This is a genomic window from Chryseobacterium elymi (genome assembly GCF_003385495.1).
Taxonomy (GTDB): Bacteria; Bacteroidota; Bacteroidia; order Flavobacteriales; family Weeksellaceae; genus Chryseobacterium; species Chryseobacterium elymi.
On record NZ_QNUH01000001.1, the window covers coordinates 253,875 to 280,858 of the forward strand.

General features: G+C 37.2%; 22 protein-coding genes. 11 read left to right on the top strand and 11 right to left on the bottom strand.

Going from position 1 to position 26,984, the window contains the following annotated elements; genetic code table 11:
• Nucleotides 1-8: 8 nt before the first annotated feature.
• The 7 genes from DRF60_RS01075 to DRF60_RS01105 all read left to right on the top strand — a co-directional run bounded on the left by DRF60_RS01075 (nucleotide 9) and on the right by DRF60_RS01105 (nucleotide 8,954).
• Nucleotides 9-3,803 (top strand): hypothetical protein, encoded by a 3,795-nt coding sequence (locus DRF60_RS01075; protein WP_116010276.1) that lies wholly within the window; start codon nucleotides 9-11, stop codon nucleotides 3,801-3,803.
• Between the two features lie 71 nt (nucleotides 3,804-3,874).
• Nucleotides 3,875-5,065, top strand: a complete 1,191-nt coding sequence (locus DRF60_RS01080; protein ID WP_116010277.1) for a hypothetical protein — start codon at nucleotides 3,875-3,877, stop codon at nucleotides 5,063-5,065.
• 546 nt (nucleotides 5,066-5,611) lie between these two features.
• Nucleotides 5,612-5,788 carry a hypothetical protein gene (locus tag DRF60_RS21040; protein WP_157967915.1) on the top strand — a complete coding sequence of 59 codons (177 nt, stop codon included), beginning with the start codon at nucleotides 5,612-5,614 and terminating at the stop codon, nucleotides 5,786-5,788.
• A complete protein-coding gene (locus DRF60_RS01090) occupies nucleotides 5,775-6,743 on the top strand; it encodes a DUF2931 family protein (protein WP_167443695.1) in 969 nt (322 codons plus the stop codon). The genes DRF60_RS21040 and DRF60_RS01090 overlap by 14 nt, the downstream gene beginning before the upstream one ends.
• 176 nt (nucleotides 6,744-6,919) lie before the next feature.
• Nucleotides 6,920-7,840, top strand: coding sequence for a helix-turn-helix transcriptional regulator (locus DRF60_RS01095; RefSeq protein WP_116010529.1), 921 nt, complete (start codon nucleotides 6,920-6,922; stop codon nucleotides 7,838-7,840).
• Nucleotides 7,841-8,003: 163 nt separating this feature from the next.
• Nucleotides 8,004-8,522 carry a hypothetical protein gene (locus tag DRF60_RS01100; protein WP_116010280.1) on the top strand — a complete coding sequence of 173 codons (519 nt, stop codon included), beginning with the start codon at nucleotides 8,004-8,006 and terminating at the stop codon, nucleotides 8,520-8,522.
• Entirely contained in the window at nucleotides 8,523-8,954 is a 432-nt protein-coding gene (locus DRF60_RS01105; RefSeq protein WP_116010281.1) for a nucleoside deaminase, read from the top strand.
• A 38-nt stretch (nucleotides 8,955-8,992) separates the two neighbouring features.
• Here DRF60_RS01105 and DRF60_RS01110 read toward each other — a convergent pair whose 3' ends face one another.
• Together DRF60_RS01110 and DRF60_RS01115 are read right to left on the bottom strand one after the other, a co-directional pair.
• Nucleotides 8,993-9,532 (bottom strand): GNAT family N-acetyltransferase, encoded by a 540-nt coding sequence (locus DRF60_RS01110; RefSeq protein WP_116010282.1) that lies wholly within the window; start codon nucleotides 9,530-9,532, stop codon nucleotides 8,993-8,995.
• A 54-nt stretch (nucleotides 9,533-9,586) separates the two neighbouring features.
• On the bottom strand, nucleotides 9,587-10,345 hold the full coding sequence (locus DRF60_RS01115) for a type III pantothenate kinase (RefSeq protein ID WP_116010283.1): 759 nt from the start codon (nucleotides 10,343-10,345) through the stop codon (nucleotides 9,587-9,589).
• A gap of 259 nt (nucleotides 10,346-10,604) precedes the next feature.
• On the opposite strand from DRF60_RS01115, the gene DRF60_RS01120 reads away from it, so the two are divergent.
• Complete coding sequence (locus DRF60_RS01120; protein WP_116010284.1) at nucleotides 10,605-11,207, top strand: hypothetical protein; 603 nt, start codon at nucleotides 10,605-10,607, stop codon at nucleotides 11,205-11,207.
• A gap of 202 nt (nucleotides 11,208-11,409) precedes the next feature.
• Here DRF60_RS01120 and DRF60_RS01125 read toward each other — a convergent pair whose 3' ends face one another.
• The 3 genes from DRF60_RS01125 to DRF60_RS01135 all read right to left on the bottom strand — a co-directional run bounded on the left by DRF60_RS01125 (nucleotide 11,410) and on the right by DRF60_RS01135 (nucleotide 14,503).
• Nucleotides 11,410-13,251 (bottom strand): M1 family metallopeptidase, encoded by a 1,842-nt coding sequence (locus DRF60_RS01125; RefSeq protein ID WP_116010285.1) that lies wholly within the window; start codon nucleotides 13,249-13,251, stop codon nucleotides 11,410-11,412.
• Between the two features lie 136 nt (nucleotides 13,252-13,387).
• Entirely contained in the window at nucleotides 13,388-14,023 is a 636-nt protein-coding gene (locus DRF60_RS01130) for a hypothetical protein (RefSeq protein ID WP_116010286.1), read from the bottom strand.
• A 12-nt stretch (nucleotides 14,024-14,035) separates the two neighbouring features.
• A complete protein-coding gene (locus DRF60_RS01135) occupies nucleotides 14,036-14,503 on the bottom strand; it encodes a DUF1572 domain-containing protein (RefSeq protein WP_116010287.1) in 468 nt (155 codons plus the stop codon).
• 261 nt (nucleotides 14,504-14,764) lie between these two features.
• Here DRF60_RS01135 and DRF60_RS01140 point away from each other — a divergent pair, with 261 nt between their 5' ends.
• The gene (locus DRF60_RS01140; RefSeq protein WP_116010288.1) at nucleotides 14,765-16,144 is read left to right on the top strand and encodes an aspartate kinase; all 1,380 of its coding nucleotides are present in this window, start codon (nucleotides 14,765-14,767) and stop codon (nucleotides 16,142-16,144) included.
• Between the two features lie 137 nt (nucleotides 16,145-16,281).
• On the opposite strand, the gene DRF60_RS01145 is transcribed toward DRF60_RS01140, so the two are convergent.
• Nucleotides 16,282-17,973: a DUF6909 family protein gene (locus DRF60_RS01145; protein WP_116010289.1), complete on the bottom strand. Its 1,692-nt coding sequence runs from the start codon at nucleotides 17,971-17,973 to the stop codon at nucleotides 16,282-16,284.
• 288 nt (nucleotides 17,974-18,261) lie between these two features.
• Here DRF60_RS01145 and DRF60_RS01150 point away from each other — a divergent pair, with 288 nt between their 5' ends.
• Nucleotides 18,262-20,457 carry a glutamine synthetase III family protein gene (locus DRF60_RS01150; RefSeq protein WP_116010290.1) on the top strand — a complete coding sequence of 732 codons (2,196 nt, stop codon included), beginning with the start codon at nucleotides 18,262-18,264 and terminating at the stop codon, nucleotides 20,455-20,457.
• Between the two features lie 336 nt (nucleotides 20,458-20,793).
• A complete protein-coding gene (locus DRF60_RS01155; RefSeq protein ID WP_116010530.1) occupies nucleotides 20,794-21,504 on the top strand; it encodes a C40 family peptidase in 711 nt (236 codons plus the stop codon).
• A 229-nt stretch (nucleotides 21,505-21,733) separates the two neighbouring features.
• Here the strand turns inward: DRF60_RS01155 and DRF60_RS01160 are convergent, their stop codons facing one another.
• The 5 genes from DRF60_RS01160 to mreC all read right to left on the bottom strand — a co-directional run bounded on the left by DRF60_RS01160 (nucleotide 21,734) and on the right by mreC (nucleotide 26,958).
• On the bottom strand, nucleotides 21,734-22,309 hold the full coding sequence (locus DRF60_RS01160) for a pentapeptide repeat-containing protein (RefSeq protein WP_116010291.1): 576 nt from the start codon (nucleotides 22,307-22,309) through the stop codon (nucleotides 21,734-21,736).
• A 66-nt stretch (nucleotides 22,310-22,375) separates the two neighbouring features.
• Nucleotides 22,376-23,605, bottom strand: coding sequence for a rod shape-determining protein RodA (gene rodA / locus DRF60_RS01165; protein ID WP_116010292.1), 1,230 nt, complete (start codon nucleotides 23,603-23,605; stop codon nucleotides 22,376-22,378).
• Complete coding sequence (locus tag DRF60_RS01170) at nucleotides 23,602-25,608, bottom strand: penicillin-binding transpeptidase domain-containing protein (protein ID WP_116010293.1); 2,007 nt, start codon at nucleotides 25,606-25,608, stop codon at nucleotides 23,602-23,604. Before DRF60_RS01170 ends, rodA begins: the two co-directional genes overlap by 4 nt.
• A complete protein-coding gene (locus DRF60_RS01175; RefSeq protein WP_116010294.1) occupies nucleotides 25,605-26,111 on the bottom strand; it encodes a rod shape-determining protein MreD in 507 nt (168 codons plus the stop codon). Before DRF60_RS01175 ends, DRF60_RS01170 begins: the two co-directional genes overlap by 4 nt.
• Nucleotides 26,104-26,958, bottom strand: coding sequence for a rod shape-determining protein MreC (gene mreC / locus DRF60_RS01180; protein WP_116010295.1), 855 nt, complete (start codon nucleotides 26,956-26,958; stop codon nucleotides 26,104-26,106). The genes DRF60_RS01175 and mreC overlap by 8 nt, the downstream gene beginning before the upstream one ends.
• Between the last annotated feature and the right edge of the window lie 26 nt (nucleotides 26,959-26,984).

The window sequence follows — 26,984 nt, forward strand, 5'->3', positions numbered from 1 at the left end:
ATATTATAATGGCAACAAACAATACACCTCCAAAAACCGCATTTACTGTAGGAGGATCCTTAATAGGAGAAGGTATTATTAACTATAAAGCAACAGAAGGTATGAACCCAACAAATAATGTATCACAGACGCTTTTCAGATTTGTGAGTTTAAGAAACCCGCAGTTAACGGAAACAAAAGACAAAAATTTAGGATTTATCCACAGGCCAAAAGGCATCACCGGTATTTTTGATACTGCGGTTGCCGGAAGACCTGCCAAGGCTACCAAGTTTGGAGAAATGAAAAGAGCGGCAAGCGGATTCAGCAATCTGGGATTTGAATCAGAAAAGAAAATTGAGGAAGGAATATTCGGAGATCTTCTTGTTATCGGGCGAAAGCTTTCTAAAAAAGAAACATTGGGCAGCAATGATCTGACTTACGTTACAGATTATTATAAAAACCTTATTGATGCCAATAAAGAGCTTAATGCCGAAGGAATTCAAACATTTTCCCTTCTTTGGAATAATTTCATTTATCTGATCGTCACTCAGGGAGACTTCTATATTAAAGAAGCGATCAGCCATATTCTGATGGCCATTCAGCTTGGTTTTGCCAACAATCAGGATCTTACAGATCAGGAAATCATCAAGATAAATGGCGAAAAACCATTAGAAAAAGCGATGAATGGAAAAGTAATACTGCCAACATCTTTATTTTCAGAGGATTATTCGGAAACATCTTTTTCAGCTTCTTCCACAGCATCTGAAGCTTCCGCTCCGGTTCTGGGTGCAAAAACCCTTCAAAGATTGGAAACTGAAGCAAGAACCTCGCTGACAGCCAGCAAAGCGATTCACAGAAAAGAAGGTTTAAATAAGCTGAACACTGAATTGGAAAAACTTCAGAAAAAGTATCACAAAGCCCGTTACCAGGCATACCAAGAAGGCTATTCCAGGTACATGGATGAAAACAGGGAGCGTATAGAGCTCTATGACAGAAAGCTGGCTGAAGTAGAAAGTAAAATCACTCCGGAAACTCCGGAAGAAGAGAAAATACGTCTTTACGACAGCTTAAAGGAATACGAAGTTCCATCTTTTGTTTTTTCATATAGAAAGGAGATCGACTTAGAAGATTTACAGGCAAAACTTTCTCCGGAATCTTTCGATCTTTTTGTTGAGCTTTTCTCAGAATTTGACGCCGAGAAAGTGTCTAAAGTTCCAGCTGAGGAAAGAGTTCAGCTTCTCTCTGACAACACATTAATGATTGGTGATCAGACCATTATTCTGGATGATGAAATACAAAGCTATACTGATGCTTTGATTGCAGTACAAAACAATATTTCTTCATCAATGGAAACCGCGCTGCAAAACAGTCCTCTTCCGGAGCAGCAATATGCAAACATTGGCGGAGCTTCAGTTCCCCTTATTCAGAATACTTCAAGAACTCCTATGGCATATAATTTATATGCACACAGCTCTTTCAGGCTGTCAGGAAGTAGAGGGTTTGTTAATTTTTCTTTTGAGGTTGAGGATGTTTCATGGAGTGTTGCCAATGCCAAGATCATTGCCACCACAGATGCCGCCGGAACTTTTGAAGAAAATTACAGTAATATTGGTGTGGTAGATAATAAAATTACTTTACCGACAAGTTTAGTAGATAAGTTCCGATACAGTTTCAACCTCAGAATAGAAGTTATTTTTGATAACGGAAGCCAGGCATATGGAGATATTGGAGAACAATACCCTAAAGATGACTTGAACCTTACCGGAATGCTTACCCTGAAACGTGCTGTAGTTGAAAATCCGGGTGAACCAGAACCAGTGATCATTCAGAAACGCAAAAATTTCGGGATCAAAAGGCTCGGAGTTGCTGATTATCTGAAAGTAGTCCAGAGCCTTCATGCTTATGTTCCGGGAGAGGTGTCCAATATTGAGAATGTCATGGCAAGCGAATTGAGACACAAATCTTCTGTTGCCAGAGATTATTCCGAAATTACAGATACCACATCCAAATCTGAAGAAACCGAGAAGATTTCCGACACTTCAAAAACTTCCAGAACAGATATGCAAACTGAGGTTGCGAAAGAAATTGACAAGCAGCAAAGTATTACTGCCTATACGAGATTCAGCTACGGAAATGACAAAGCCATGAAATTTGAAATCGGAGCAGACTATGCCAATAATACCGCACAGCACGACAGCACAAGACAGGCCATGATGAAGTCTCAGGAGATCACGGAAAGAGCCATGGAAAGAGTTCTTACCAAAATTTCGGAAGAAAGGGTACAGAAAATCATCAAAGAATACACGGAAACCAATGTCCATGAATTTGATAACAGAGGAAAAGCTCTTACCACCAATCTACCGCCACAGCATATTACAGGCGTTTACAGATGGGTAGATAAAAAGATGAAAAACCAGATCTACAATTACGGTAAACGTACCATGTTTGAATTTATGGTCCCTGAGCCTTCAAGATTACACCGCCTAGCTCTTACCGTTGCTAAAGCTCAGATCCTGACTGCTCCTGTAGATCCTAGAAAAGCTCCTGAACCGTGGTATATGCCAGATCCAAAGTCTGCAACGATAGTACAGATCCAGCATTGGGCACAGATTTACGGGGTAAATTTAGAAGCTTTTCCAGAGGCTACCAAGCAAGTTATATATAATGCTGCAAGTGTACCTCAAACCAATGATGATTTTGGAATAGATAATTGGCAGATTGGTATACCAGATAATTATGCTGGAAAAAATGCAAGTTTCAGCTGCAGATCATCCCGAAACAGAGGTGGCGGATGGGATGGGTCCCGTTATTCCGAGGTATTCTGCTCCAATTTAAAAGGAGATATGATTGGCCGATCTGAGCGTGGTGATATTAATTTTGACGAAGGATCATCCGGTCTCAACGTAACCGGCCCTGTATCTTTCCAGGTGAGAGGACATAATGTTAAAAATTACAATATAAAGGTAACTATAAATTGTGAGCTGAGTGATGCATACATCAACAACTGGAAAACAGAAAGTTTCAATGCCATTATTAAAGCGTATGAAGAAGCTTATGCAAAATTCCAGGAGGAGCAGACAAGATTAGACGCAGAACAGAAAGAAAAAGAGGCACAGGCTAAAGAAAGACAAGATCATTTCTACCGTTATATGGAACATGATGTCTTAAAGCACAACTGTATTGCATACCTGCTGCAGGATTACCTTACTACATTAGGACAGGCAACAACAAACGGAGCCGATGATAAGACAACCATGGATAATTTCCAGGTATACCTGAATGAAAACCTGGATAAATATACCGCTCTTGCCAAGTTTATGGAGCAGGCATTTGAATGGGAAATCATGGATTATACCTTCTATCCGTACTATTGGGCTAACCGTAAGAGTTGGCAGGAATTCTACCTGAGTGAAAGTATGGATCCTTTATTCAGAAGCTTCCTACAGGCAGGTATGGCAAGAATTATCGTTACCGTAAAACCAGGCTTTGAAAATGCTGTACAGTTCTTCCTGGAAACAGGTCTTATCTGGAATGGCGGTGAAGTTCCGGTAATCGGAGATCCAATGTACATGAGTATTGTGGATGAAATGAGACAGCCAACCGGAGAAGCTCAAGGTAAATACTGGATTACCAGAGTACCTACTACACTTACTATTCTTCAGGATAAGTCTACAGGCCTTCCGGTAGATCAGCCGTTGCCGATCTTCCCGGAAAGTGATCCGAAAAATTGTGAGAATCCAGGAGAACTTGAGTTTGAAACGAGTTTTAGATTAGATGTGGATGCACAGTTACAACATGGAGATAAAGATAGTACTTTAGGCTAAGATTGGTATAATGAAATGGCGGTGTAGTTGCCGCCATTTCTATTTTCTTTAACTTTTAAAAAATTGAAAAAATGAGTATAATAAAACCATTAGGTATTCCTAAAATAAAAGAACTAACCTTAGAAAATCCTTACAGTATTTATGAAGAAGAAATGGGAGATCCACAAAACAACCCTTTAACTGGAAACATTAAATCATCCTTAACCGCTTGTAAATGTAAAACTCACACAAAAGCAAATAGTATTAAAGAGTTAATTATATTAGTAAAAGATGCAGAAGCTATGATGATACAAAATAAATTAACTGATATTGGCGATAGAATAAACTGCCTACGAGGTATCTATTATGGTACTACTTGGAGTATGGATTACCAAAAAGAGAAAAGTGAAAATAGAAATAATGGATTTTATTTATATACCGGTTTAACGAATGTCAAACACGATGCGCGAAAAATGTTGAAGTGCTCAGACCAATGTAAAGGAAATTTATTTCAAGCACTTTATCAGTCACCTGAAGTAATAGATAATGCAAGAAAAATGACAGATTTTGGACATTTGATTATTGGACTGGATGCCCGAAGAAGTTATATTTCAAAAAGCACTAACTTGCCTTACGGAGGTACTGGATTGGAAAATGTGACATGGATTGGCGATATTGGTGGTGGTGCTGGAATGCTCGCCTATAGAAGAACGAGCGATCCAAATACCCGTGCAAAAAAAATCGTCTTTGATAGTATGCATGATTATGGATGTTCAGTTAATATTGAAGGTGACATTGCTGGGTATATTGTAGGCTATAATATAAAAAAATATGAAGATATTGTAGACCCTACCAACAATATTGATTATATTTACGTTGGACTGCAAAAATTTTTTGATAAAGATTGGATATCACGCGTTAACGCTTTCATTGCAATGATTGGAGGAGAAATAGAGAATGGCGTATTAACTAATAGGAAAGAGGTATTGGATAATATAATAGATTCTGTAGAAGGATTTGCTCAGTTCTATATTACATTACGTTCTTCTGACAAATCTTTTGATAAAAAGAAATTGGTGCAAAGCTTTGGATATATAGAATCCTGTGCAAAAGAAGTTTCAGAAATATTTCTGGACAGTCTTTTGTCTTTAAGGACACATCCGAACTCCATAGCCTTTAAGGCTACGAAAGACCCAGAACCAACAAAAGTTTCAGCATCAGAAATTGCCGAAAAATCTAAAAATGCTGAGAGAATTATGGAAATTATAAAAGCTTTATTTTAATGAGAAAACTAAAATTGTTTTGGAGTGTTAATTTTTTATTAACCATTTTAAGTATTGTATTTACGTTATGTATTTTTCTGGATTTGAATCAATACATAATATTAAAAAATATTTATTATTTTATTACCTGTAATGAACTAATTTCTCCTTTTCTATTTGTAACCGAATGGGTGCAAATTTCATTAATTATATGTATCCTATTATGGAAAAGAGAAGAAAGAACTCATTTTCATTGGTTGTACTTATCTGTCTTATTTATATTAGCCATTTTTAAAATATTTTTTTATTTCTTTGGTGTAATTGGATTTGCACGAGGAGAAGCTTAATTATAACCCAAACATTATATATTTTAGCCGCAACAATTATGTTGCGGTTTTTATTAAAGCTTCTTACTGTTTATATCTTTAATAAAACTATAAAGTAAAATGCGAGTTCAACTCAATTATATATTATTCGGGCTTTTATTGTTAGGCGAATGTTCTAAGTAATAAAAGTTTAAATAAACTCTTGTTACTAATTCTATCGGCGGAAATGAATAATTATATCATGGGAAATTTTGTACATTTATCAGCAAATTTCAATGCACCTTTAGTAGATGCATTAGATCATTATAATTTTGTCTACGCCAATGTACCCCACTTTACTGATGAAAAAGAGTTTAAAAATCCACCCTATAAAAGGGAGTACTACACTCCTGTTTTGGATGCTTATGATAAGTCTTAGTCTGTTACAGTCTTGCCATAAAAATAAATACCGCTGGGAGCCGGGCATTTCGGCTCCCAAGTATTATCCTGTAGCTGGAAATGTAGACTTTGGGAATGCCGGAAATGGAAGTAATACGAGTTTTGCTCCTGGCTGGGGACAAACCTATGGAGCAGTGGTAGGTAATAAATGGAAAGATGCACCAAAAGAATTATATATAGACTATTATAGTGTAGTAGATGGTAAAGGGTTTAAAGGAAAAGTATTGCTACCACAAGAAAAGATAAGGGATTTGTTTAATCAATATGATCTGGATGATGAAGATAATTTAGGGCATTTGGTAGTAGGCATGGCACCGGGAGGCTGGGTACGGGTTTGGTTTCAGACGATAGACACAAAAGCAGATGATTTGGTGAATATAGAAGTGTCAAAGGCAAAATTAAAAGGTCAAACAGATAATACTATTGGAGAAGGTTTTAGAAATAAAAAATCAAAATATTGGGATAAATATAAAACATACTGGCAACACCACGGCATTCCTTATGAAGCATGGGCCAATAATGAGAAAGAGTATGATATTGTTTTTGATTTTGATAGACCAAATCCTAGAAATGAAGTCACAGATCCTCAATATTCTTCTTTAGATGGTACACTATATTACAGAACTCCCATTGATAGCCTATTAAAAAGAAAACTTCCTGTTGATCTTGTTGCTGTTTGGAAATCCAAAAATAGTGATATTTATTATGATACTCATGTAACATTTCCTAAAAATTTCTCAAAAATTATTGAAAATAGAAAATTAAATAAAGTTGTTCTTTCCTTACAAATAGAAGATGATGACCAACATGGAATTTTCTATCTTATCGGAGATAAAGGGAAAGAAGAGTTATTACGTTTTAAAACATATCCTTCAAAGGATAAAGTTTTAGGAAACAGTGATTTTTCTGAAGAAGTAGAATACTTCATTCCCTAACTTTTAAAATACATATTCCTTACCGAAATAAAGTAATCGCTTTTTGATAAAAATTTCCTTTCCAAAATAATTACAAAAAAATAAAACACGACATGTTTTGTCGCATTAACCCTATATATTTGTCTTATAAAATTTCACCATGAAATGCAGCAGTGCTGCCTTATAAATACAGACGAATGAAAAAAGATTTTTATCTGACAAGATATGCCTTAATTATCAAAAGATTAGAAAGTTCTCCGGCTACCTATTCCCAGCTGGAGGACTATCTTTTAAACTCTTTCGAATTCCAGGATGCAGGGATTAAGAGCTACTCGATCCGTACTTTGCAGAGGGATATTCGTGAGATTTCCGATCTTTTTAATCTTTCCATTCACAACAAGAAGAAAGGAGATAACAGATATTATATTGAGAGCCGCCCCATCATGGAGGTGGATGAATACAACCAAAAATTATTGGAATCCTTCCAGGTAAGCAACGCCCTGAATCTTCATCCGGACTTTTCAGATTTTATCTTTTTTGAAAGCAGAAAACCTACAGGAATAGAACATTTCTATGATCTTTTCTTTGCCATCCGTAATAAGAGAGTTGTTAGTTTTGAGCATTATAATTACAAGAACAAAGTGATGACTTCGCGGAAAGTACATCCTCTGGCTTTAAAAGAATCCAAGGACAGGTGGTACCTCATTGCGATTGATACTAAAGATAAAACCTTAAAGTCATTCGGGTTGGATAGGGTCAATTATCTGGATGTGAGCGACAGCAAATTCCGTGAAAAATATAATTACAATTTCAGGGAACATTTCAAAAATGCTTTCGGGGTAATGAATCTCGCAGAACAAAACCCTCAGAAAATCATTATGAAGTGCAGCAGGCATCAGGGAGAGTACATCAGAAGTTTTCCGCTTCACCAGTCTCAGAAAGAAACAAAAGAAACACCGGAAGAGATCTATTTTGAATTCTTCCTCCAACCTACCTATGATTTTATGCAGGAAATTCTTTCCTATGGTAAAGAAGTCACAGTTCTGGAACCGAAATGTTTAGTTGATGATATCCGCACCCATCTCCAGGAATCTCTGAACCGCTATCTCGAAAGCTGATATCAAAGGATAAAAAGTTCCCATTTTTTAATTATATTTACATAAATATACTCTTTTGAAAGCTGTACTCTTTTGTCTATTTTGCGCTACTTTCTCTTTTTGTTTTTCGCAGCAGAAGGAAGAATTCCGGCAGGTTAAAAACTATTATAACCACCACAGGAATATGCTGAATACAGAATTTAAAAAGAAATTTGACGCAGAAGCAGATTCTTTCAGAAAAGCTAATATAAAACTTGATTTTATGCTTTTCATGAAAAAGATGGACAGCATTGAAAACGTAGCCATGATAGGAGCTTTGTTAAAAGTAAGAAATCTGGAAGACCTTCAGTCATTGAAAAGCCCAAAAGGCATAGCGGTAAATAACACTGAGAAATCTGCTGTTTTTGATAAATCTGCTGACTATCCCGGCGGATTCAATACATTGAGACAGGAGGTTGCTCATCTTTTTTATACCGGAGGCGTTTACACTGAATCAAAAACAGTAAAAACAAGCGTGGGTTTTATTGTTGAAAAAGACGGAAGCATCAGTAATGTACACGCACAGGGAGATAATTTCACCTTCAACAGACAGGCTGAAATCGCTCTGTATTCCGTCTCGGAGAAATTTTCTCCGGCGGTTAGCAAAGGTGATCCGGTAAGACATTACCTCAGGCTTCCTTTAACCTTAACTATTGAAGATTAAATGTTTACCGACGAATATTATATGAAAATGGCCCTGCAGGAAGCAGAAGCCGCACTGGAAAAAGATGAGGTTCCCATTGGATGTGTCATTGTTTCCAATAACCGGATTATTGCAAGAGCCCATAATCTCACTGAAACATTAAACGATGTAACTGCCCATGCCGAAATGCAGGCTATCACTTCCGCCGCCAATTTCCTTGGAGGCAAATACCTGATCAACTGTACCCTTTATGTAACCCTGGAACCGTGTGTGATGTGCTCCGGAGCCTTAGCCTGGTCACAGATTTCCAAAGTCGTAATTGGGGCCAGAGATGAACAAAGAGGATTTATCAACAAACACCTTTCCCTGCATCCCAAAACAGAAATGGTAACCGGAGTAATGGAAGGTGAATGCTCAGCTATTGTTAAAGAATTCTTTAAAAGCAAAAGATAATTTAAAATTTGCTGTCCACCTCCACGAAAGGTTAAATCTTACTTATTTTTAAAAACGGAATACATCATCACATCGAAGTATTCCCCCTCTTTTTTGAGATGCTGCTTTAACATAGCTTCCTTTTGCATTCCAATTTTCTCCATGATTCTTCCGGATGCAGGATTATGTAAAAAATAAGTAGCATAGATTTTATTGAACTGAAGTACCTTAAACCCAAAATCAATTAAAGCTATGGCAGCTTCGGTAATGTAGCCTTGATTCCAGAAAGGCTTTCCCATCCAGTAGCCAAGTTCAGCTTTGTCATCATCCCTGTCATGAAGACCTATCGCTCCTAAAATCTGTCCTTCTTTATTGCGGACAGCAAAAGTATATCCTGTATTATTTTCAAAAGATTCCCGGGATATTTTCACCCAAAGCCCCGCATGCTCTTCAGTATAAGGATAAGGAATATTGGAAGTAAGATCTGAGAAAATTTTATCCTGCAAATATTCAGTCACGAAAGGAATATCCTCCTCTTTCAGCTGTGAGAGAATCAATCTTTCTGTTTCTATCTTTGGAAATTCTTCTAGTTTTCTCATGGTTTATTTTTATTGAACAATCCTTAACTCAACCTTGACCTGAACCTTTTATATCTATAAATCTTTTCCTAAAAAATAAAGTCCTTTCAGTGTATGAAGCCTGTCCATCACATGAATTTTTTCAGTCAGAGGCTTATAAACATGGGAAACACCACCCGTTGCCACCACAAAACAATCATCATTCACCTCATCATTGATGCGGTCTATAAAACCTTCTACCATTCCCAGAAACCCGTATACCATACCGCTCTGCATGCAGGTTACCGTGTCCAGGCCCAGTACGGATTTAGGTTTTTTCAGTTCAATATCAGGAAGCTGCGCCGTCTGGCTAATCAGTGAATTTAAAGAGGTTACAATTCCGGGAGCGATAATTACTCCCAATGTTTCTCCGGATTCCGTTACACAGCTTGCCGTAAGAGCTGTTCCAAAATCAATAACGATTTTCTTGCGGTTTGGATAGAGATTATGGGCAGCCACAAGATTGGCGTAAATATCAGTTCCCATCTGCTTGGATTTTGCCTGAACTCCGGAAGGCGTAGACCGGTCTACAATCACAGGCTGAAGACCATGAATCTTTTTAATCGCCGAGCCCATCACTTTGGTAAGCTGTGGCACTACGGACCCGATGATGACTTTACTGATGTCTTCCGGCTCTACTTTATAGGTTTGGTAAAGCATTAGGATCTGTACATACAGCTCATCTACTGTTCTGTACGGCTTCGTGTTGATCACCCATGAAATATCACAGTTGTCCCCATTAAAAAGTCCGAATCTGATATTGCTGTTCCCTACGTTGATTACAATTGAATTCATTTATTTTTTAAGCTAGTCTGGGTTAAAAAACGGTTGTAAAAATAAGCCTTTATCCTCAAAAAATGAGTAATATCTGTTTTTTTTAGAATAATTCATAACCCTATATTTATTGTTGCGTTGAGTATCGGCATTAAAGCACTGATTACAAGCATCTATCTTCACATTATTTCATTACGGCTACACAAAACTTAAGCCTGAAATTTAGAAGATTGAAAACATTTAATTATCTTTAAAACTGAAAATATTTTTATCCGATTCCATGAAAAAACTGATCTTAACTATATTCTTTTGTATTAGCCTGAATACTTTTGCCCAAACCGGAAACCAGGTGAAAGATATATTCCTGAAAATAAAACAGGAATCAAAGATCGACCGCGATGACAAAGCTGTTTATGATATTCTGGATGAATTTTATACTAAAAGCCTGCAGTCGGAAAATGATGAAATGACGCCGGAAACAGTCCAAAGAATTGAGAGACTAGCCTCCAATCCCGACACGAAAAACCTTCACATCCTGTTACTATTTCTGATGTACCAGCAGAATCTCAGCCGTACTTCTATGGCTGGAAAAACACCTGACACAGAATTTCAGACCGAAGCTATGAAACTATTGGAAAATGAAACCAAAGATATTTATGGAAAAGTGCCTGTAATTATCTATATCTATAAAGCTGAGACGATGGACAGGGCAGGAAAAAAGGAAGATGCCAAAGCTACTGTAGACCAAGGGTTAAAAGAATACCCTGATTCGGTTCCTTTAAAAGTATACAGCTATCTTAATACAAAAAATGAAGTTCTAAGAAATGACCTTGTAAAAAATCATCCTAATCACTGGATGGTTCTGCAGTTTGGGATTAAATAAGGGAATAGTGAATTCAGATTGGTGGTGATAGAGTTGTGAATGGTGAATTTTGCTTCGTAAGTGAATGGTAAATTTCCAAGGTCCACACTAAAAATGCATAAATACTAAATATTAGCTTCAGGCGGAATGCTTAGAATCTCTCCGTACCAAATAAAAATCCCACAGAAAAAGTTCTGTGGGATTATATTTTATGTTTTATGATCTATTGTTTTACTTCCACCATATTATCATTCATATTGACATCTGCAATTCTCTGGCTTAAATCTATTCCTAAGATAGACAGCTGAGCTTTTGTGTAAGGAATTGTCAGTGTATATTCTTTCTGAGTCCATGGCCAGTAAGGCATAGTTTTAAAGTCACCGTAGATATCTTTCTCCTTCCAGGTATGTGTCATATTTAAAGGAATCTGATAAGTAACGATCTTTTTATCCGCAGTCACTACATTGAAATCAATAGGCATCGGAACCTGCCCATTATTCACTAAAGTAATCGTGGTAGATTTTGCATCGTACTTCACATCTTTGATTCCGTAATCGATAGTTTTTGTGGTGTTGATCCAGTAATTATGGAACCATTTCAGATCCATTCCTGAAACTTTCTGCGCAATATGAAGAAAATCCCTGTCAGACGGATGTTTCATGTGCCATTGATCATAATACTGCTGTAAAGTTTCGGCCAGTTTTTGCTCTCCCATGATATAGCCTAGCTGCACGAGATACAATTCACCTTTTACGTAGGAAGCATAAGTATAAGCCGTTCCGTTATCATGATGGTCACCCAACCATACAGCAGGTTCTTCAATTCCTTTTTTAACAAAATTCCTGTAAGCATTCACAGTATTGGCAAAAGGATTCGGAAGTTCTTCCGGAAACAGCTGATACATGACATAGCCTTCTGCATAGCTGGTAAATCCTTCATCCATCCACGGACGTACGGATTCATTGGTTGCCAGCATCTGCTGATACCATGAGTGTGCACCTTCATGAGCCATTAACCCCATTAAACCTTTAATATCTTTAGCTTCACCCAGGATCATGGTACACATTCCGTATTCCATACCACCGTCACCACCCTGGATAAAAGCGTAAGTAGGATACACATACTTTCCGAAATGGCTGTTCATCAGCTGAAAATATTTGGTGACATAAGGCTGTGCTTCTTCCCAAACTTTTGTTTTCTCATTCTGCTGATATACTAAAAATACCTTCGGACCCTCCGGAACGTCAAAACTTTTTACAACATAGTCTCTGTCCGCGCTCCATGCAAAATCCAGCATATTTTTTGCCGTCCATCTCCATGTTGCTTTTTTATCTTTTTCAGCTTTTATTTTTGCGTTTGTGTCGTAACCTTTAACTTCTGCCGGGTTTTCAAGAATACCTCCTGCTCCAATTACATAATCTTTATTGATCTTAATAGTTACGTCAAAATCTGAGAACGGGGCATGGAATTCTCTTCCGATATAATCAAAAGTTGCCCAGCCATCATAATCGTACTCTGCAATTTTAGGATACCACTGCGTCATGGTCATATCAACTCCTTCCCTGTTGTTTCTTCCGCTTCTTCTGATCTGCTGAGGGATCACAGCATCCCATTCCATAGTGAAAGTTGTTGATGAATTAGGCTTAACCGGCTCTGCCAGATACACCTTCATAATCGTTTCCTGGATCTCAAACTTCACCTCTTTTCCGTTTTGTTTAAGCCAGTGAATATTTTGTGCCCCTTCCTGATCTTTAGGAATCGAAGCTAATCTTGAAGTCCCATCTTTTTGCAATCTTGAATCTCCATTTTTACCTTGACCTGTAACTCTTTGATCCATCATCGAATTAGCCTTAAAAGCATTCCAATAGAGGTGGAAATACACCACGTTGAGCTCATCCGGAGAGTTGTTTGTGTATTCTAAGGTCTGATTTCCCTGGTAAGTAAATTTTTCAGCATTTACATCAATATTCATCTTGTACTTCGCACTTTGCTGATAGTAAGCCCCTTGCTGAGCCTGAAATTGAGAAATGATAAACGCAAAAATGATTGCAACCGATTTTTTCATTTAAAATTTATTTTTTTTAAAGATAGGTAATTTGTGTAAAAGCTTAAAATATGGGACTATTTTACAGGCTTTACGATTTTTAGATTGATTCTAATTCTGATTGTTAAATTTTACTCTCAGCTTTTGCGGGATATATTTATTCTCTTTCGTATTTTTTTCCGATTGAACTTAATTCCGCAAATAAATCACTTGAGAAATCTTTAATAAAAATACTTTTTACTACTTTTTTATTTCCTTTGAAACTTTCAAATTCAGTTTTATCAGTTTTCATATTATAGAAATCATTATTTACCGTATAATCTCCCGTTAATAAATTATAAGTTTTATTACAATGTCCACCGGGAGTTCTGTAACTATAATCATAGCCAATCAGTTGAATATCTTTCACTTTCTGATTAAATCTTAATTTTAAGCCATGTCCATAAACCCCGGTTCCTTCCTGATAAACAAGGAATTCAAGGACATCATTTTTATATTTTAATGGGATAACAAAAACACCGTTAAATACATCAAAATCAATATAGAAGGTCTTCTTCTTTGAAGAAAGATAGATTATCAGATACTTTTTGGCAGCATGTAATTCGTAATCCGATTGATAAATCACCGTTATAACATCTTCTTTTTTATCCTTATCAAAATCTGCAACAATTCTTTTCATTTCTTTTCCATTGGACGGGCTTTCTTTGAACTCCGAAAAGCCTTTTGGAATTTTGAGTTGGGAAAAGCAGTAATAAGGCAGCAGTAATATAAAGAAAAAATATATTTTCATCATTTATCCTAATTATTAATTGGTCAGCAGTTTTTTAATCAGAGCGATCTGTCCCAAGTGATAATAGGCATGTTCAATCATTCCATCGATATTTCTTCTGTAGGTTCCGTATTTTTCATCTACGAAAACCTCATCAAGTTTACTGTCAGCCATCTGTTCAACTAATGATGCAAACTTTTCTGAGTCTGTCCAAAGCCTATTTAAAAGCGACTCCCATTGCTCCGCAGATTCAATAGGCGGAAGATCAAAACTGAATTGATCTTTTATTTCGAGTTCACCGCCTTCCAATACATTAACAATTCCGGATATATAATAATGGATATGAAAAGTAAGCATAGCAATCGTATTTAAAGAATCTATTTTAGCAATGGCTTGTTCCCATGTTACATCTGAGAGTTTGTCCTTAAAATTAGTATTGGCGATCCAAAGTCCATCAAGCAAAACTTCCCTGAATCTTTTTGATAACTGTATAGTTGAACTCATTATTTAAAATTTTATTACTTCTAAAGATAATTAATTTAATTTTTTAATCTCTCGCAGATTTCTCTTTTAACTACAAATGACACAAATTAATACACAATTCTAAATACAATCATTCATGGCCTGTGGGCCTTGCCAAGGTTGATTCTGGAATTTAAATGAAAAACATAAGCATTTTTTAGAAAGATTAAACAGGCGACTTACAGATCAGTATCTCCAATCATCTTAATTTTCTTATTTTCGCAGATTAAATAAAGTTTTATAATGCTGACCGTAGAAAAAATAGGAGGAACTTCCATGTCTCAGTTTCAGGATGTTCTTTACAATATAATTATTGGAAAAAGAAAGGAAGGAGAATTTTATAATCGGGTTTTTGTAGTTTCAGCCTATAATAATGTCACCAATTGGCTGTTGGAACATAAAAAAACAAATGAGCCCGGTGTGTATCAAAAGTTTCTGAACGGTGAAGATTATAAGGCTGATCTCGATAAGGTATGCCAAAAACTGATTTCCATTAATAAAGGATTGGAGAATGTTGGCCTTCAGCTTTCCGAAGCTAATGAATTTATAACAAACAGAGTGGAGCAGGCAAAAACGATGCTTAGCAGCCTGAGTAAGGTTTTGGCATCAGGATATGTAAATGCCCACGATATTCATCTTGCGGCAAGAGAAATTTTAGCTTCTATTGGAGAAGCCCATTCTGCATGGAATTCTACTAATATTATCAACAGTAAAGGAATGCATGCAAAATTTGTGGATTTATGCGGATTTGATGATAACGAAGCTCTTACTATTGATGAAAGAATTACAAAAGAATTCAGCGGAACAGATTTTAAAAATGTAATTTGTGTAGCAACCGGATACACTAAAGGAACTGAAGGAATTATGAGGGTTTTTGACCGTGGATATTCCGAAGTTACCTTTAGTAAGATCGCTGTAGATATAAAGGCTGATGAGGCAGTTATCCATAAAGAATATCACTTATCAAGCGCAGACCCTAATATCGTGGGTGTAGAAAACTGTGTTCCGGTGGGACTGACCAATTATATCATTGCAGACCAGCTGGCTGATATAGGCATGGAAGCCATTCACCCAAAGGCAGCAAAGCCATTAGAACTCTCCGGAATTAATATCCGTATTAAAAATACATTCGACCCGGATCATATCGGCACCTTGATTTCAAAGAATTATGTATCCCCTGACGCTCGTGTTGAGATCGTTTCCGGATCAAAAAAAATGCTGGCCATAGAAATTCATGATCCGCTTATGGTAAGTGAAGTGGGTTATGATGCCCAAATTATGGCCTATTTCCAAAAATACAATATAAGTTATGTATTGAAATCTACAAATGCGAACTCAATAACAATGGTGATCTGGGAAAGTAATGCTGCGGAAAAGCTTTTGGAAGAACTTAAACAAAATTTCTATCAGGTAACAGGAGTTCCGGTTGCATTAGTCTGTGCAATGGGAACTAATATTGCGACTCCAGGATTCCTCTACCGGGCAGCGAAAGCATTATATGAAAATGATATCAATATTGAGTGCTATGCACAGTCTATCATGCAGGTCAATATGCAGTTTGTAGTGAAAAGAGAGCATTACGAGAAAGCTATCGTGGCTTTGAACAAAGCATTATGCAATTAAGCATTTTCTGAGAACATAATTCCCCAAACTTTAAGCACAATTTTTCTGTGAAATCCGTGCAATCTATGGGAAGTCTAAAATAAAAAAAACCTCAAATGTAAAATACACTTGAGGTTTTATATGATTTAAAAATCAAATTATTTTTTAGCCGGAATTTCTTTTTTTCCGCTGTGTAAAATTTTTTCAAGGATTCTTAAAGTAATCAGATAAGTTGGCTTTACTCCGGTAAGGCCTAGGCCACCTGAAGAAAGTGTACTTCCGGTTTCCAAAGGATTATCCGAAGCATAGTACGCATAACATACGAACAGGTCCGGTGCAATGTGATGTCTGATCTTAGACGCCACCTGAATCGCTTTCTGGTAATGTGCTCCTTCCATTTCAAGACCAATTGCTTTCCATGAAGTGTTCATAAAGTAAGAAAGGATATCTCTGTTTTGAAGTGAAGTTCCTAATACAGTAATCATCGGGCCTTCAAACGCTTTTAGTTCATCATCTTTAAAATCATCCAGTTTTAAAGCATTTTCAAAAGGATAGTTATCCGCTGTTCCTTCAAAAATATGGGCAGTAGGAATCATAATGTCTCCTTTTCCTCCGGCAAGAATCCCGGCTTTACCCATGATAGAAACGGATTTCACTTTCATCATATACACCTCTCCTTTATGCTCAAAAGGTCTCAGTAATTCATCCATTACCTCAAAAGCCTGTTCTCCGAAAGCGTAGTCGAAAACCATGATCACATCATCTCCTCCATATTTTATACCACTGAACGGAGTATTTTTAAGATCTGTCCTGCTTAAATCAATGATCTGAACATCTATATTACTTCCGCTCTTATCATTAATATAAATCAATCCTTCTTCCAAAGCATATTTGGAAACTTTGTCGCGAAGTTCTTTTTTATCAGAAATGTCTCCGTACAGTTTGTAATCTACTTCTTTATTGTCTTTTTTCTTTAAGGCATCATTTCCGTACAGCATATTTTTCACAGAGTGCATATTAGCGGAAATGATGTGCAACGGACGCATATGAAGATCGTTTTCAAATAAAACTTCTTTCACTTTGTTGGCCCATTTTTCCCCAAAATAATGATGCCCTACTCTCTCCTTTAATATAGCACTGAAATGAATTTCTCTTTCTCTCGTCTGTTTGGCATCCTCAAGGCTTACTTTTCCTAAATTGTAGATGATTTTGAATAAACGGTCTGGATTCTCGTCATCCCCGAAAGAATTATAAGCATTCAGGGTTTCTTCAAAAGTTCTTCCTATTAAAGAAGATAAGTGAATAAGGGCAACCTCTTTTTCTTTTCTACTGAATTTCTTTTCACCTTTCACTACTTCTTCAATAATTTTGAAAGCACGTGTCGGTTTCCAGTTTTCATCCTGAATGAAAGCCAGGTTTCTCACTTTATCCGCTTCTATAAATAAGAATGTTAAGTGGGTAAGAATGTCATAAATTTCAGAACGCCCCAAAAGAACTTCAATATTCATCTGGTGTTCATCTATCCTGTAACAGTTTCTTCTTCTCTTTTTAGGGACAATGGGCTCGAAACTTCCTTTATCAAAACCTTCATCCGATGTAAGATGAATAAACGCACATTCTTCAATCCCTTCCGGAAGTCTGTCTAAAACGTACATCAAACCATCTAATTCCATTTTATTAGGAATATTCATGGTACCATAAATCTCTGGATTGATAGTCTTTAACAAACTTCTGATACTTTCTCCAGAAACACCGGCAGGTTTAAAAAAACCTCTGTAAAAGAGGTGTCTCATAGAAATATACAATCTTTCAATTGCTTCCGTTGTTTCTCTAGCTCTAGAATTTGTCATAAAATAAATTTCACACAAATATACAAAATCTTCGCTCAACTTATTTTAAGTATCTTTTAACAAGCAGTTTAAATTTGTATCTTTAAAATTGCAAATACATCTCATAAAATGTATTATGATACTTATTAAAGTCTAAACATTACCTTTCAGCAGCCAATCACCCTATTAAAAACAGTTAAACCACCGTTTGATTTTCATAAATTTTACAAATACCCCTAAAAAATATAGGGGCAAAATATTTTCAATTCATTTTTTTTGTAAATTTGCCCCACAAAATACAACCTTAATATGTCAACTTTAAGATTCAAAGCGTTAGAAACTTTACCATTTAAGGACTTCAGAAGAGATAATTCTGTTGAGGTTCCTGGAAAACTGTCAGAATTATTCTGCCAGAATGTTTTCTCAGAAGAAACCATGAGAGAATATCTGACCAAAGAAGCATTCCAGTCTATCATGGATGCTATTAAAAAAGGTACAAAGATCCAGAGACACATTGCAGACCAGGTAGCCGTAGCTATGAAAGACTGGGCAATGAGCAAAGGAGCAACCCACTACACACACTGGTTTCAGCCTTTGACAGGAACTACTGCAGAAAAGCATGATTCTTTTTTCACTCCAATTGAAGGAGGAAGAGCCATCGAAAGATTCAGCGGAAACTTATTGATCCAGCAGGAGCCTGATGCTTCTTCTTTTCCGAATGGAGGGATCAGAAATACCTTCGAGGCAAGAGGCTATACGGCATGGGATCCTACCTCTCCTGCATTCATCATGGGTACTACTTTATGTATTCCTTCTATCTTTATTTCTTATACAGGAGAAACTTTAGATTATAAAGCCCCTCTTTTAAGAGCTTTGAATGCTGTAGATGAAGCTGCAACCAACGTAATGCAGTATTTTGACAAAAATGTAACAAAAGTAACTCCTACTTTAGGGTGGGAACAGGAATACTTCCTAGTTGACTCTGCATTATACCAATCCCGTCCGGATCTTGTTTTAACAGGAAAGACTTTATTAGGCCACTCTCCTGCTAAAGGACAGCAGTTGGACGACCACTATTTCGGTTCTATTCCTACAAGAGTAATGAACTTCATGAAAGAACTGGAAATTGAATGTATGAAGTTGGGAATCCCTGTAACAACAAGACATAACGAGGTTGCCCCTAACCAGTTCGAACTTGCTCCAATGTTCGAAGAAGTAAACGTTGCCGTAGACCACAACTCTTTGTTGATGGATATCATGGCGAGAATTGCTCACAAGCACCATTTCCATATTTTATTCCATGAAAAGCCATTTGCAGGAGTAAACGGAAGCGGAAAGCATAACAACTGGTCTTTAGCAACGGATACAGGTGAAAACCTGTTAAGCCCGGGAAAAAACCCTAAGAAAAACTTACAGTTCTTAACATTCTTCGTGAACACAATCAAAGCGGTTTACGAATATGCTGACCTTTTAAGAGCAAGTATCGCCTCTGCAAGCAACGACCACAGATTGGGCGCTAACGAAGCTCCACCGGCAATTATTTCCGTATTTATCGGAAGCCAGCTGTTCAGAGTACTGGAAGAGCTTGAAAAAGTAACGGAAGGGAAACTTTCTCCGGACGAAAAAACAGACCTTAAATTAAATGTAGTTGGAAAAATTCCTGAAATTCTTTTAGATAATACTGACAGAAACAGAACTTCCCCATTTGCATTTACAGGAAATAAATTTGAGATCAGAGCGGTAGGTTCTTCTGCAAACTGTGCAGAATCTATGACAGTAATGAACACCATTGCTGCTAAACAATTGATCGATTTCAAGAAAGAAGTTGATGCACTTATTGAAACAGGACTTAAGAAAGACGAAGCGATCTTCAATGTATTGAGAGAGTACATCAAGCAGTGCAAGAGCATTATGTTTGAAGGTGACGGATATTCTGATGATTGGGCGAAGGAAGCTAAAAAGAGAGGTTTAAACAACCTAAAAACTACTCCGGAGGCTCTTAAGCAGGAAATGGATAAAAAATTCGTTGATCTTTACGAGGAGATCGGAGTATTTACTCATAGAGAAGTTGAAGCCAGAAACGAAATCAAACTGGAAAAATATTCTACTGTCATTGATATTGAAGCAAGAGTTTTAAGTGATATCGCAAGAAACCACATCATTCCTTCTGCTTTAAATTACCAGAACAGATTGATTGAGAACGTAAAAGGTCTTAAAGAAATATTCCCGGATAAAGAATTCAGAATATTAGCGAAAGAGCAAATGAGCCTGATTACGAATATCTCTGAAAACGTTTCCAAGATTAAACTGGGCGTAGAGGATCTTATTAAAGCGAGAGAAGCAGCGAAAGCTGTATCCAATAGTCAGAAGCAGGCAGAAACCTACTGCAGCAAAGTAATTCCTTTATTTGATGTAATCAGAGAAGCTTCTGATGATCTTGAAATGATGGTGGACGATGAGCTTTGGCCAATGACTAAATATAGAGAAATGTTATTTACAAAATAACATTTGTAAAGTTCCATATTAGTTAAATCCCCCGAAAAATCGGGGGATTTTTTTGTTTTATTAACAGTCCTAAAAATTGGAGTTTTAAATAACAAAATCCGACTGATAAAGGAAAAGCCATTTATTATGTTAAAGAATCTTAATAAAAAAAACCGCAGACTCACCAAAAATAGGCGGTTGCGGTTTATTTTTCTTTAACATACTTAAATAATATGTTAAAATGTGTTAAATAAAGAACCTGACAATAATCATATCAGGGGTCTTTTGCCCGGAATCTCTACTTTTGTAATGCTTTTGAAAATAAATATTCCTTTTAACACGGATAATCAAATATATATGAAGAAAAGAGTTTTGTTTTATTTAGTTGCTTTAGTGTCTACAGTTTCAGTTCAATCATGCGCTACAAATTATGTAGTTTCACAACCAGCAACTTACGCTAAAGAATACAAAACAGATGCCAAACTAGCTTCTATTGACAACAAGAAAATGGAGCAGGATAAGCAAAGACTTATTGATTCTTTCCTGGCGGAAAAGGCGGCATCTATCGCAAACGCGAAAAAAGCTATTAAGAATTCTGAGATTGCAAAGGCAGTCAAATACAATAAAACCATCGACAATATCCTTACAGAAGCTGAAACATACCTTGGGACTCCATACAGATACGGAGGAATGACCAGAAGAGGTATTGATTGTTCAGCTTTCGTTCTTTCTGTATTCGGAGCAGCAGCAGGGCTAAGCTTACCAAGAGTAGCGGCTTCTCAGGCTCAGGAGGGTGAAAGTATTGATAAAAGTGAGCTTCAGAAAGGAGATCTGATCTTCTTTTCACACGGAAGAAGAATCTCTCACGTAGGTATCGTAGAAAGTGTAACTGAAGAAGGTGAAATCAAATTCATCCACGCAGCCACTTCTAAAGGGGTAATGATCTCATCGCTGAATGATTCTTACTGGGGACCGAAATTCAGGTTTGCCAAAAGAGTGATCAACGAGAACGGAGACGCTTACAACAATTTAGCTTCTTCTACTCCATCCGCAGCGACAAGTTTTTAATTTTAAATAATTGATTTAAATAATGAAGCCATCAGAATCTGATGGCTTTTTTATTGTTTAACGTTGATATTTGACTGATTTGTTGGCTGAGGCTCTCGAAGCCAACATGTTTTGACTACCCCGTCTTTTTGCTTTGCAAAAATCCACCCCTTCTGAGAAGGGGAATGATGGAAGATAGAAAATGAATGATAGGTTTTATAATAAAATATGAGTCTTTTTCTTTCTCCTTTTAGTCTTTATCTATTTCGATATCCAGTTTATAAAGAAGTCCATGTACCTCAGAAAGGGAAAACTTAGCCTTTTTAAGACGATTTACGGAAGGATCTATGGAATAGCTGAATGAAGTCCTGAAATCTGTTTTTTCAAGATTGGTATTGTCGAAAATAGCTCCGGAAAGATCACAGCTGGTAAATACTGAATTGGCCAGATCACATTCAGCGAAATCGGTTTCAATTAATCTGGAATTTTTAAAGACCGTTTTTTTAATTGAGGTTTTGTAGAATACAGCATTATTCATTAAACATCCATCAAATGTAAACGAAAGTCCGAAATCGTTGCAGTCATTAAACTGAAGCCCGAACATTTTACATTCTTTGAAAGCAGCATTCTTAAAAGATGTTTTCACCAGTTTTGCCATGCTTAGATTACACCCGGTAAATTCACAGTCTGTAAAGCTGAAACCTGAAAGATCAGCATATTCAAAGCTGCAGTTCCAGAAGGTACAGTTTTCGTATTCGCCTTTTTCGAAAGGCTGTTCATTAAAATTGATATTTTGATAATTTTGATCCAGAATATATGCTTGCATTAGGCCTGTCTTTATGTTAAAGGTTCCGTCCTGTAATTTAAAGAATATAAGATATCACACTACAATTTATACCAGACTATTCTTATCCGAATAATTCAGTTTAAAAAAGATAAAAGTCATCATAGAAAAGGCAAGCAGCGAGCTTCCACCATAACTGAAATACGGAAGCGGGATGCCTACTGTCGGGAAAAGCCCCATAACCATCCCTAAATTAATCGTAAAGTGCATCATGAGAATAGAAGCAAGACAATATCCGAACACTCGGTTAAAGGTAGATTTTTGTTGTTCTGCAAGATAGTAGATCCGCCCTATGTAGACCATATAGCATAAAACAAGTACTGCGCTTCCTATAAAGCCCCATTCTTCACCTACTGTACAGAAAATATAATCGGTTTCCTGCTCGGGAACAAATTTCCCCTGCGTTACTGATCCTTCACGATATCCTTTTCCTAAAAGTCCACCGGATCCTATAGCTGTTTTTGAATATAATAAATTGTATCCCGAAGTATCTCTGAATGCTTTTTCTCCTTTGTAAAGGACCTCAATTCTTTCTCTCTGGTGCTTTGGAAGCTTTTCCAGGATATAGGGTGACCCGAAAGCCAGTCCACACAACAGAAGGACTGAACCGGCAATTCCTGAAATAGAAATTACGTCCCAGGACATTCTGTGATAATTCATAGCGATCAAAATCCCGGCAATTACTACAACCGCTAACGCTACATAAACTGGGGGTATTGCAAGAGAGACCAAAAAGACTCCGGCAAAAACAAATCCTACTCCAAATAGAAGACCGCTCAGCCCTTCCCTGTATAAGGCAATAAAGAATGCTATAAACACAAGCATGGAACCCACATCCGGAATCGCGAGAACAACGGCTGCCGGAATCCCGATGATGGCTAAAACAGTCCAAAGTGATTTTTTAACTTTCAGATTGAAATCCGGTCCCGAGACGTAGTTTGCAAGCATAAGAGCAGTTCCTATTTTCGCAAATTCCACGGGCTGCATCGTAAAGCTTCCGAATTTATACCAGTTTTTCTGTCCAAGAATCTCTTTTCCAAACGGGAAGAGCCCAATCAGAAGTAAAACCCCGCCGATATAGATAATAGCAGACATATTCTCGAAGAACTTGCTTCGTCCCACGAATATAATAAGCCCTACAAATAGAGAGATACAGAAGAAAATCAACTGTTTTTCCCCTAATTTCTGGTCAACACTGTAAATATTTGCAATTGCAAAAATGCAAAGCAGAAAATACAGCCCGAGTCCTAGTTTATCTATTCCTTCTGCCCACTTCATCGCTTTACGTTTTTAGTGTTGTTTTTTGTTTCTTCTTCTATTTTTTTCTGCAGCTTTATTTTCTGCTCTTTGATAAAGTTCAGACTGTCCTGTTTTCTTTTCAGCTTAACAGAATCTGCTGCAGGGTCTTTATATAATCCTTTACGTTTCAGGTCTGCAATCCACTGTCTTTTATATTCAGGCATAAAGCTGGCACTGGTCATCTTTTTGTAAAGGTGTTCTCTCTTAAGATCTCCGGTTATATATTTTTCAGCGATCACAGTACAGGCAGGGCCTGCCCATGTTGCACCAAATCCGGCATGCTCCATTACTGCCGCCACTACAATCCTAGGTTTATCTGCAGGAGCAATCAATACGAAAATAGAGTTATCTTTTCCCTGAGGAACCTGTGCGGTACCTGTTTTTGCAAGCTGGGTAAAGTCATTGGATTTCAGGCTTCTTGCGGTACCTCTCAGCACTACAGCCTCCATTCCTTTCAGTACAGGCTCGAAATGCTTCGGATCTACAAGAGTTTTATGTTTTGTTTTAAATCTTGGATCAGGATTCGGTTTGCCATCAATAGATTTAACGATATGTGGGGTGTAAAACCAACCTTTATTTGCAATGGCAGCAACATAGTTCGCCAATTGAAGAGGGGTTACCAAAACGTCACCCTGCCCCATCCCGTTAAAAATGGACCCGTTCATGGTATAATCGGAGCTCCAGTTTTTCTTTCCGCTTCTTTTTTCATAAAATTTACCGGAAGGGATTCTGCCCGGAGAACCTACGGCAATATCATTATTCAGGTATTCTCCTACCCCGAAGCTGCTCATTATTTTTTTCCATTCATCAACCCCTTTGGAAGGATCGCCCGGATATTTATTCATGATAGCAATAAACGCATGAGAGAAATAACAGTTACTGGACACCTGGATAGAAGGAATAAGAGGATCAGCTCCACCATGTCCTTTAATTCTCAACCCTTTGTAATAGAAGCCGCCGCCACAAGGAAAAATGGTATTCTCGTCCATCACTCCCATCTGCATTCCCGCCAAGGCAGTCAGCAGCTTAAAAGTAGAGCCCGGAGGATAGGCTGCCTGAACAGATCTGTCAAATGTAGGCTTGTTTTCGTATAAGGTATCTTTTGATAATGCGTACAGGTTTTTTGATTTGTAAGGCCCTGTAAATAAATTCGGATCAATATCCGGGCCAGTCGCCATGGTTAGAATTTCACCGTTATTCGGATCTATGGCTACAATTGCCCCATGTTTGCCAACCAGCATTTCCTCTGCCATTCTTTGCAGGTCGTAGTCAATAGTTAAGGTAATATCTTTTCCGGTAACCACATCTTTGTCCAGCGCGCCATTTTTATAGGAACCAATATTCCGGAGTTTAATATCCTTCTGAATATATTTCATCCCTTTTATACCGCGAAGATCTTTCTCATAAGATTTCTCAACTCCTGTTTTCCCGATAAAGTCTCCGGGAAGATAATAAATGGAATCTTTTTTAATTTCTCTTTCATTCACTTCACTGGTATATCCCAAAAGGTTTCCGGAAGTGGCTACTTCGTACTGACGCTGAGGTCTGGAAACAATACTGAATGCCGGGTATTTGAAAATAATTTCCTGCACCCTTGCAATATCTTCCCTGCTGAGGTCCTTAAAAAAGGTCATAGGAGTCAGCTTTGAATAGTATTTTTCTTTCTTAATGATTTCGATTCGTTTAATAAAGTCCGCTTTACTGATCTGCATCAGGTTACAGAACCCAATGGTATCAAAATCCGGTTTCATTAAGGCTTGTGTAAATGAAATTTCGTAAGCAGGCTGGTTCCCCACAAGGATTTTCCCGTTCCTATCAAAAACAACCCCTCTCTGCGGGATTACATATTCAATTTTAATAGATGTGTTCGCTGCATTTAAAGCATAACGGTCTGTAAACAACTGCAAATAAGCAAGCCTCGCCACAAAAATAAGGGCGATAACTACGAGGGCAGAAAAGATTTTTAAATAACGTGTGTTCAAACTTTTTGTTTGATTTTAAATATTAATGCGTAAACCACTATAAATATAAAGGAAATTATACTTGTGATCACCACATTAAGTAATATTTCAAAAAAACGGCTAAATTTAAAAAACTCTATATACTGCACTAAAAGCTGATGCAGGAAGATACTCGAAAATAAAAACAGTAAAAACTGTGCCCATTGAAGGGACTGAAAAGAGAAAAAATCTGTGGAAGTATCTGTGGAAGTTCTGAAGATTAATGTTCTGAAATAAGCAATCAACGTTGTTGCAAAAGCATTGATTCCCCACGAGTAAAGGAATGCGTCTACAGAAAGTCCTATTAAAAAGCTTAAAGCTAAAAACTGATATCTATTTCTGAAGAAAGGATAAAACATGACGAACACCGGATAAAGAACCGGCGTGTACTTTCCGAAAATAGTGATCCTGTTGAGTACAAAAATCTGTAATGCAACCAGGAAGATCATGATCAATATATCGGTAAATAGAGTCCTGCTAATCATTTTCTTTTTTTATTACGGCCTGCAGCGTATCCTGAATTTTCTGTACTTCAGCTTTTTTAAGGTTCTTCACAACAAATACCTTGCTTAAAGCACCCATTTTTTCACTCAGCTCTACTGAGATATCCCAGAAACCTGTTTTATTGTCTACAGAATATCCTGCAATAGTACCAATCATTACCCCTTTAGGAAAAATAGCTGATTTACCGTCTGTAACAACAGTATCCCCAACTTTTAAAGCAACATATTTAGGAATGTCCGCAAGATGCATCACCCTTGAATTATCACCATTCCAGGTTAAAGTTCCAAAATATCCTGAATTTTTCAACGAAGCATTGATTCTGATCCTGTTAACACTCAGAACGGACTGAACTAAAGCATAACTGTCTGTAGAGTTGATTACAATTCCGGCAATTCCTTTAGGAGCCATTACTCCCATCTGAGGAAAAACACCGTCTCTGCGGCCACGGTTAATGGTAAAGTAATTATTTCTTCTGTTGATACTGTTAAAGACAATCTCTCCATCTACAAAAGTATAGATCTGACCACCGCCTAATGTATCATGTACTTTTCTGAATACGGGATTTTTTGCACCTTCTTTACCGTAAAGCTGGATCATCAGAGCTTTGTTCTGAGCAACAAGATCTTCATTGATCTGTTTCAGCTTCAGATATGAAACTCCCTCATCAATATACCCAGAAATCCATGAATTCAGCGCAGCCGACTGGCCAGCTACCCATGATTTCTGCATGGCATTTTTAGAGAATATCAGAACCAGAGCAACAATCTGCAGGAATATAAAGAAGACAAAAAGGGCGTTCTTCGAAAATAGTCTCAGCAAAAATCCCATTCAGATATATAGTCGTAAAAGGTTAA

Coding starts and splice junctions, on each gene's coding strand:
- DRF60_RS01075 (WP_116010276.1), top strand. CDS start 9: ATGGCAACAAACAATACACCTCCAAAAACCGCATTTACTGTAGGAGGA.
- DRF60_RS01080 (WP_116010277.1), top strand. CDS start 3,875: ATGAGTATAATAAAACCATTAGGTATTCCTAAAATAAAAGAACTAACC.
- DRF60_RS21040 (WP_157967915.1), top strand. CDS start 5,612: ATGGGAAATTTTGTACATTTATCAGCAAATTTCAATGCACCTTTAGTA.
- DRF60_RS01090 (WP_167443695.1), top strand. CDS start 5,775: ATGATAAGTCTTAGTCTGTTACAGTCTTGCCATAAAAATAAATACCGC.
- DRF60_RS01095 (WP_116010529.1), top strand. CDS start 6,920: ATGAAAAAAGATTTTTATCTGACAAGATATGCCTTAATTATCAAAAGA.
- DRF60_RS01100 (WP_116010280.1), top strand. CDS start 8,004: ATGCTGAATACAGAATTTAAAAAGAAATTTGACGCAGAAGCAGATTCT.
- DRF60_RS01105 (WP_116010281.1), top strand. CDS start 8,523: ATGTTTACCGACGAATATTATATGAAAATGGCCCTGCAGGAAGCAGAA.
- DRF60_RS01110 (WP_116010282.1), bottom strand. CDS start 9,532: ATGAGAAAACTAGAAGAATTTCCAAAGATAGAAACAGAAAGATTGATT.
- DRF60_RS01115 (WP_116010283.1), bottom strand. CDS start 10,345: ATGAATTCAATTGTAATCAACGTAGGGAACAGCAATATCAGATTCGGA.
- DRF60_RS01120 (WP_116010284.1), top strand. CDS start 10,605: ATGAAAAAACTGATCTTAACTATATTCTTTTGTATTAGCCTGAATACT.
- DRF60_RS01125 (WP_116010285.1), bottom strand. CDS start 13,251: ATGAAAAAATCGGTTGCAATCATTTTTGCGTTTATCATTTCTCAATTT.
- DRF60_RS01130 (WP_116010286.1), bottom strand. CDS start 14,023: ATGATGAAAATATATTTTTTCTTTATATTACTGCTGCCTTATTACTGC.
- DRF60_RS01135 (WP_116010287.1), bottom strand. CDS start 14,503: ATGAGTTCAACTATACAGTTATCAAAAAGATTCAGGGAAGTTTTGCTT.
- DRF60_RS01140 (WP_116010288.1), top strand. CDS start 14,765: ATGCTGACCGTAGAAAAAATAGGAGGAACTTCCATGTCTCAGTTTCAG.
- DRF60_RS01145 (WP_116010289.1), bottom strand. CDS start 17,973: ATGACAAATTCTAGAGCTAGAGAAACAACGGAAGCAATTGAAAGATTG.
- DRF60_RS01150 (WP_116010290.1), top strand. CDS start 18,262: ATGTCAACTTTAAGATTCAAAGCGTTAGAAACTTTACCATTTAAGGAC.
- DRF60_RS01155 (WP_116010530.1), top strand. CDS start 20,794: ATGAAGAAAAGAGTTTTGTTTTATTTAGTTGCTTTAGTGTCTACAGTT.
- DRF60_RS01160 (WP_116010291.1), bottom strand. CDS start 22,309: ATGCAAGCATATATTCTGGATCAAAATTATCAAAATATCAATTTTAAT.
- rodA (WP_116010292.1), bottom strand. CDS start 23,605: ATGAAGTGGGCAGAAGGAATAGATAAACTAGGACTCGGGCTGTATTTT.
- DRF60_RS01175 (WP_116010294.1), bottom strand. CDS start 26,111: ATGATTAGCAGGACTCTATTTACCGATATATTGATCATGATCTTCCTG.
- mreC (WP_116010295.1), bottom strand. CDS start 26,958: ATGGGATTTTTGCTGAGACTATTTTCGAAGAACGCCCTTTTTGTCTTC.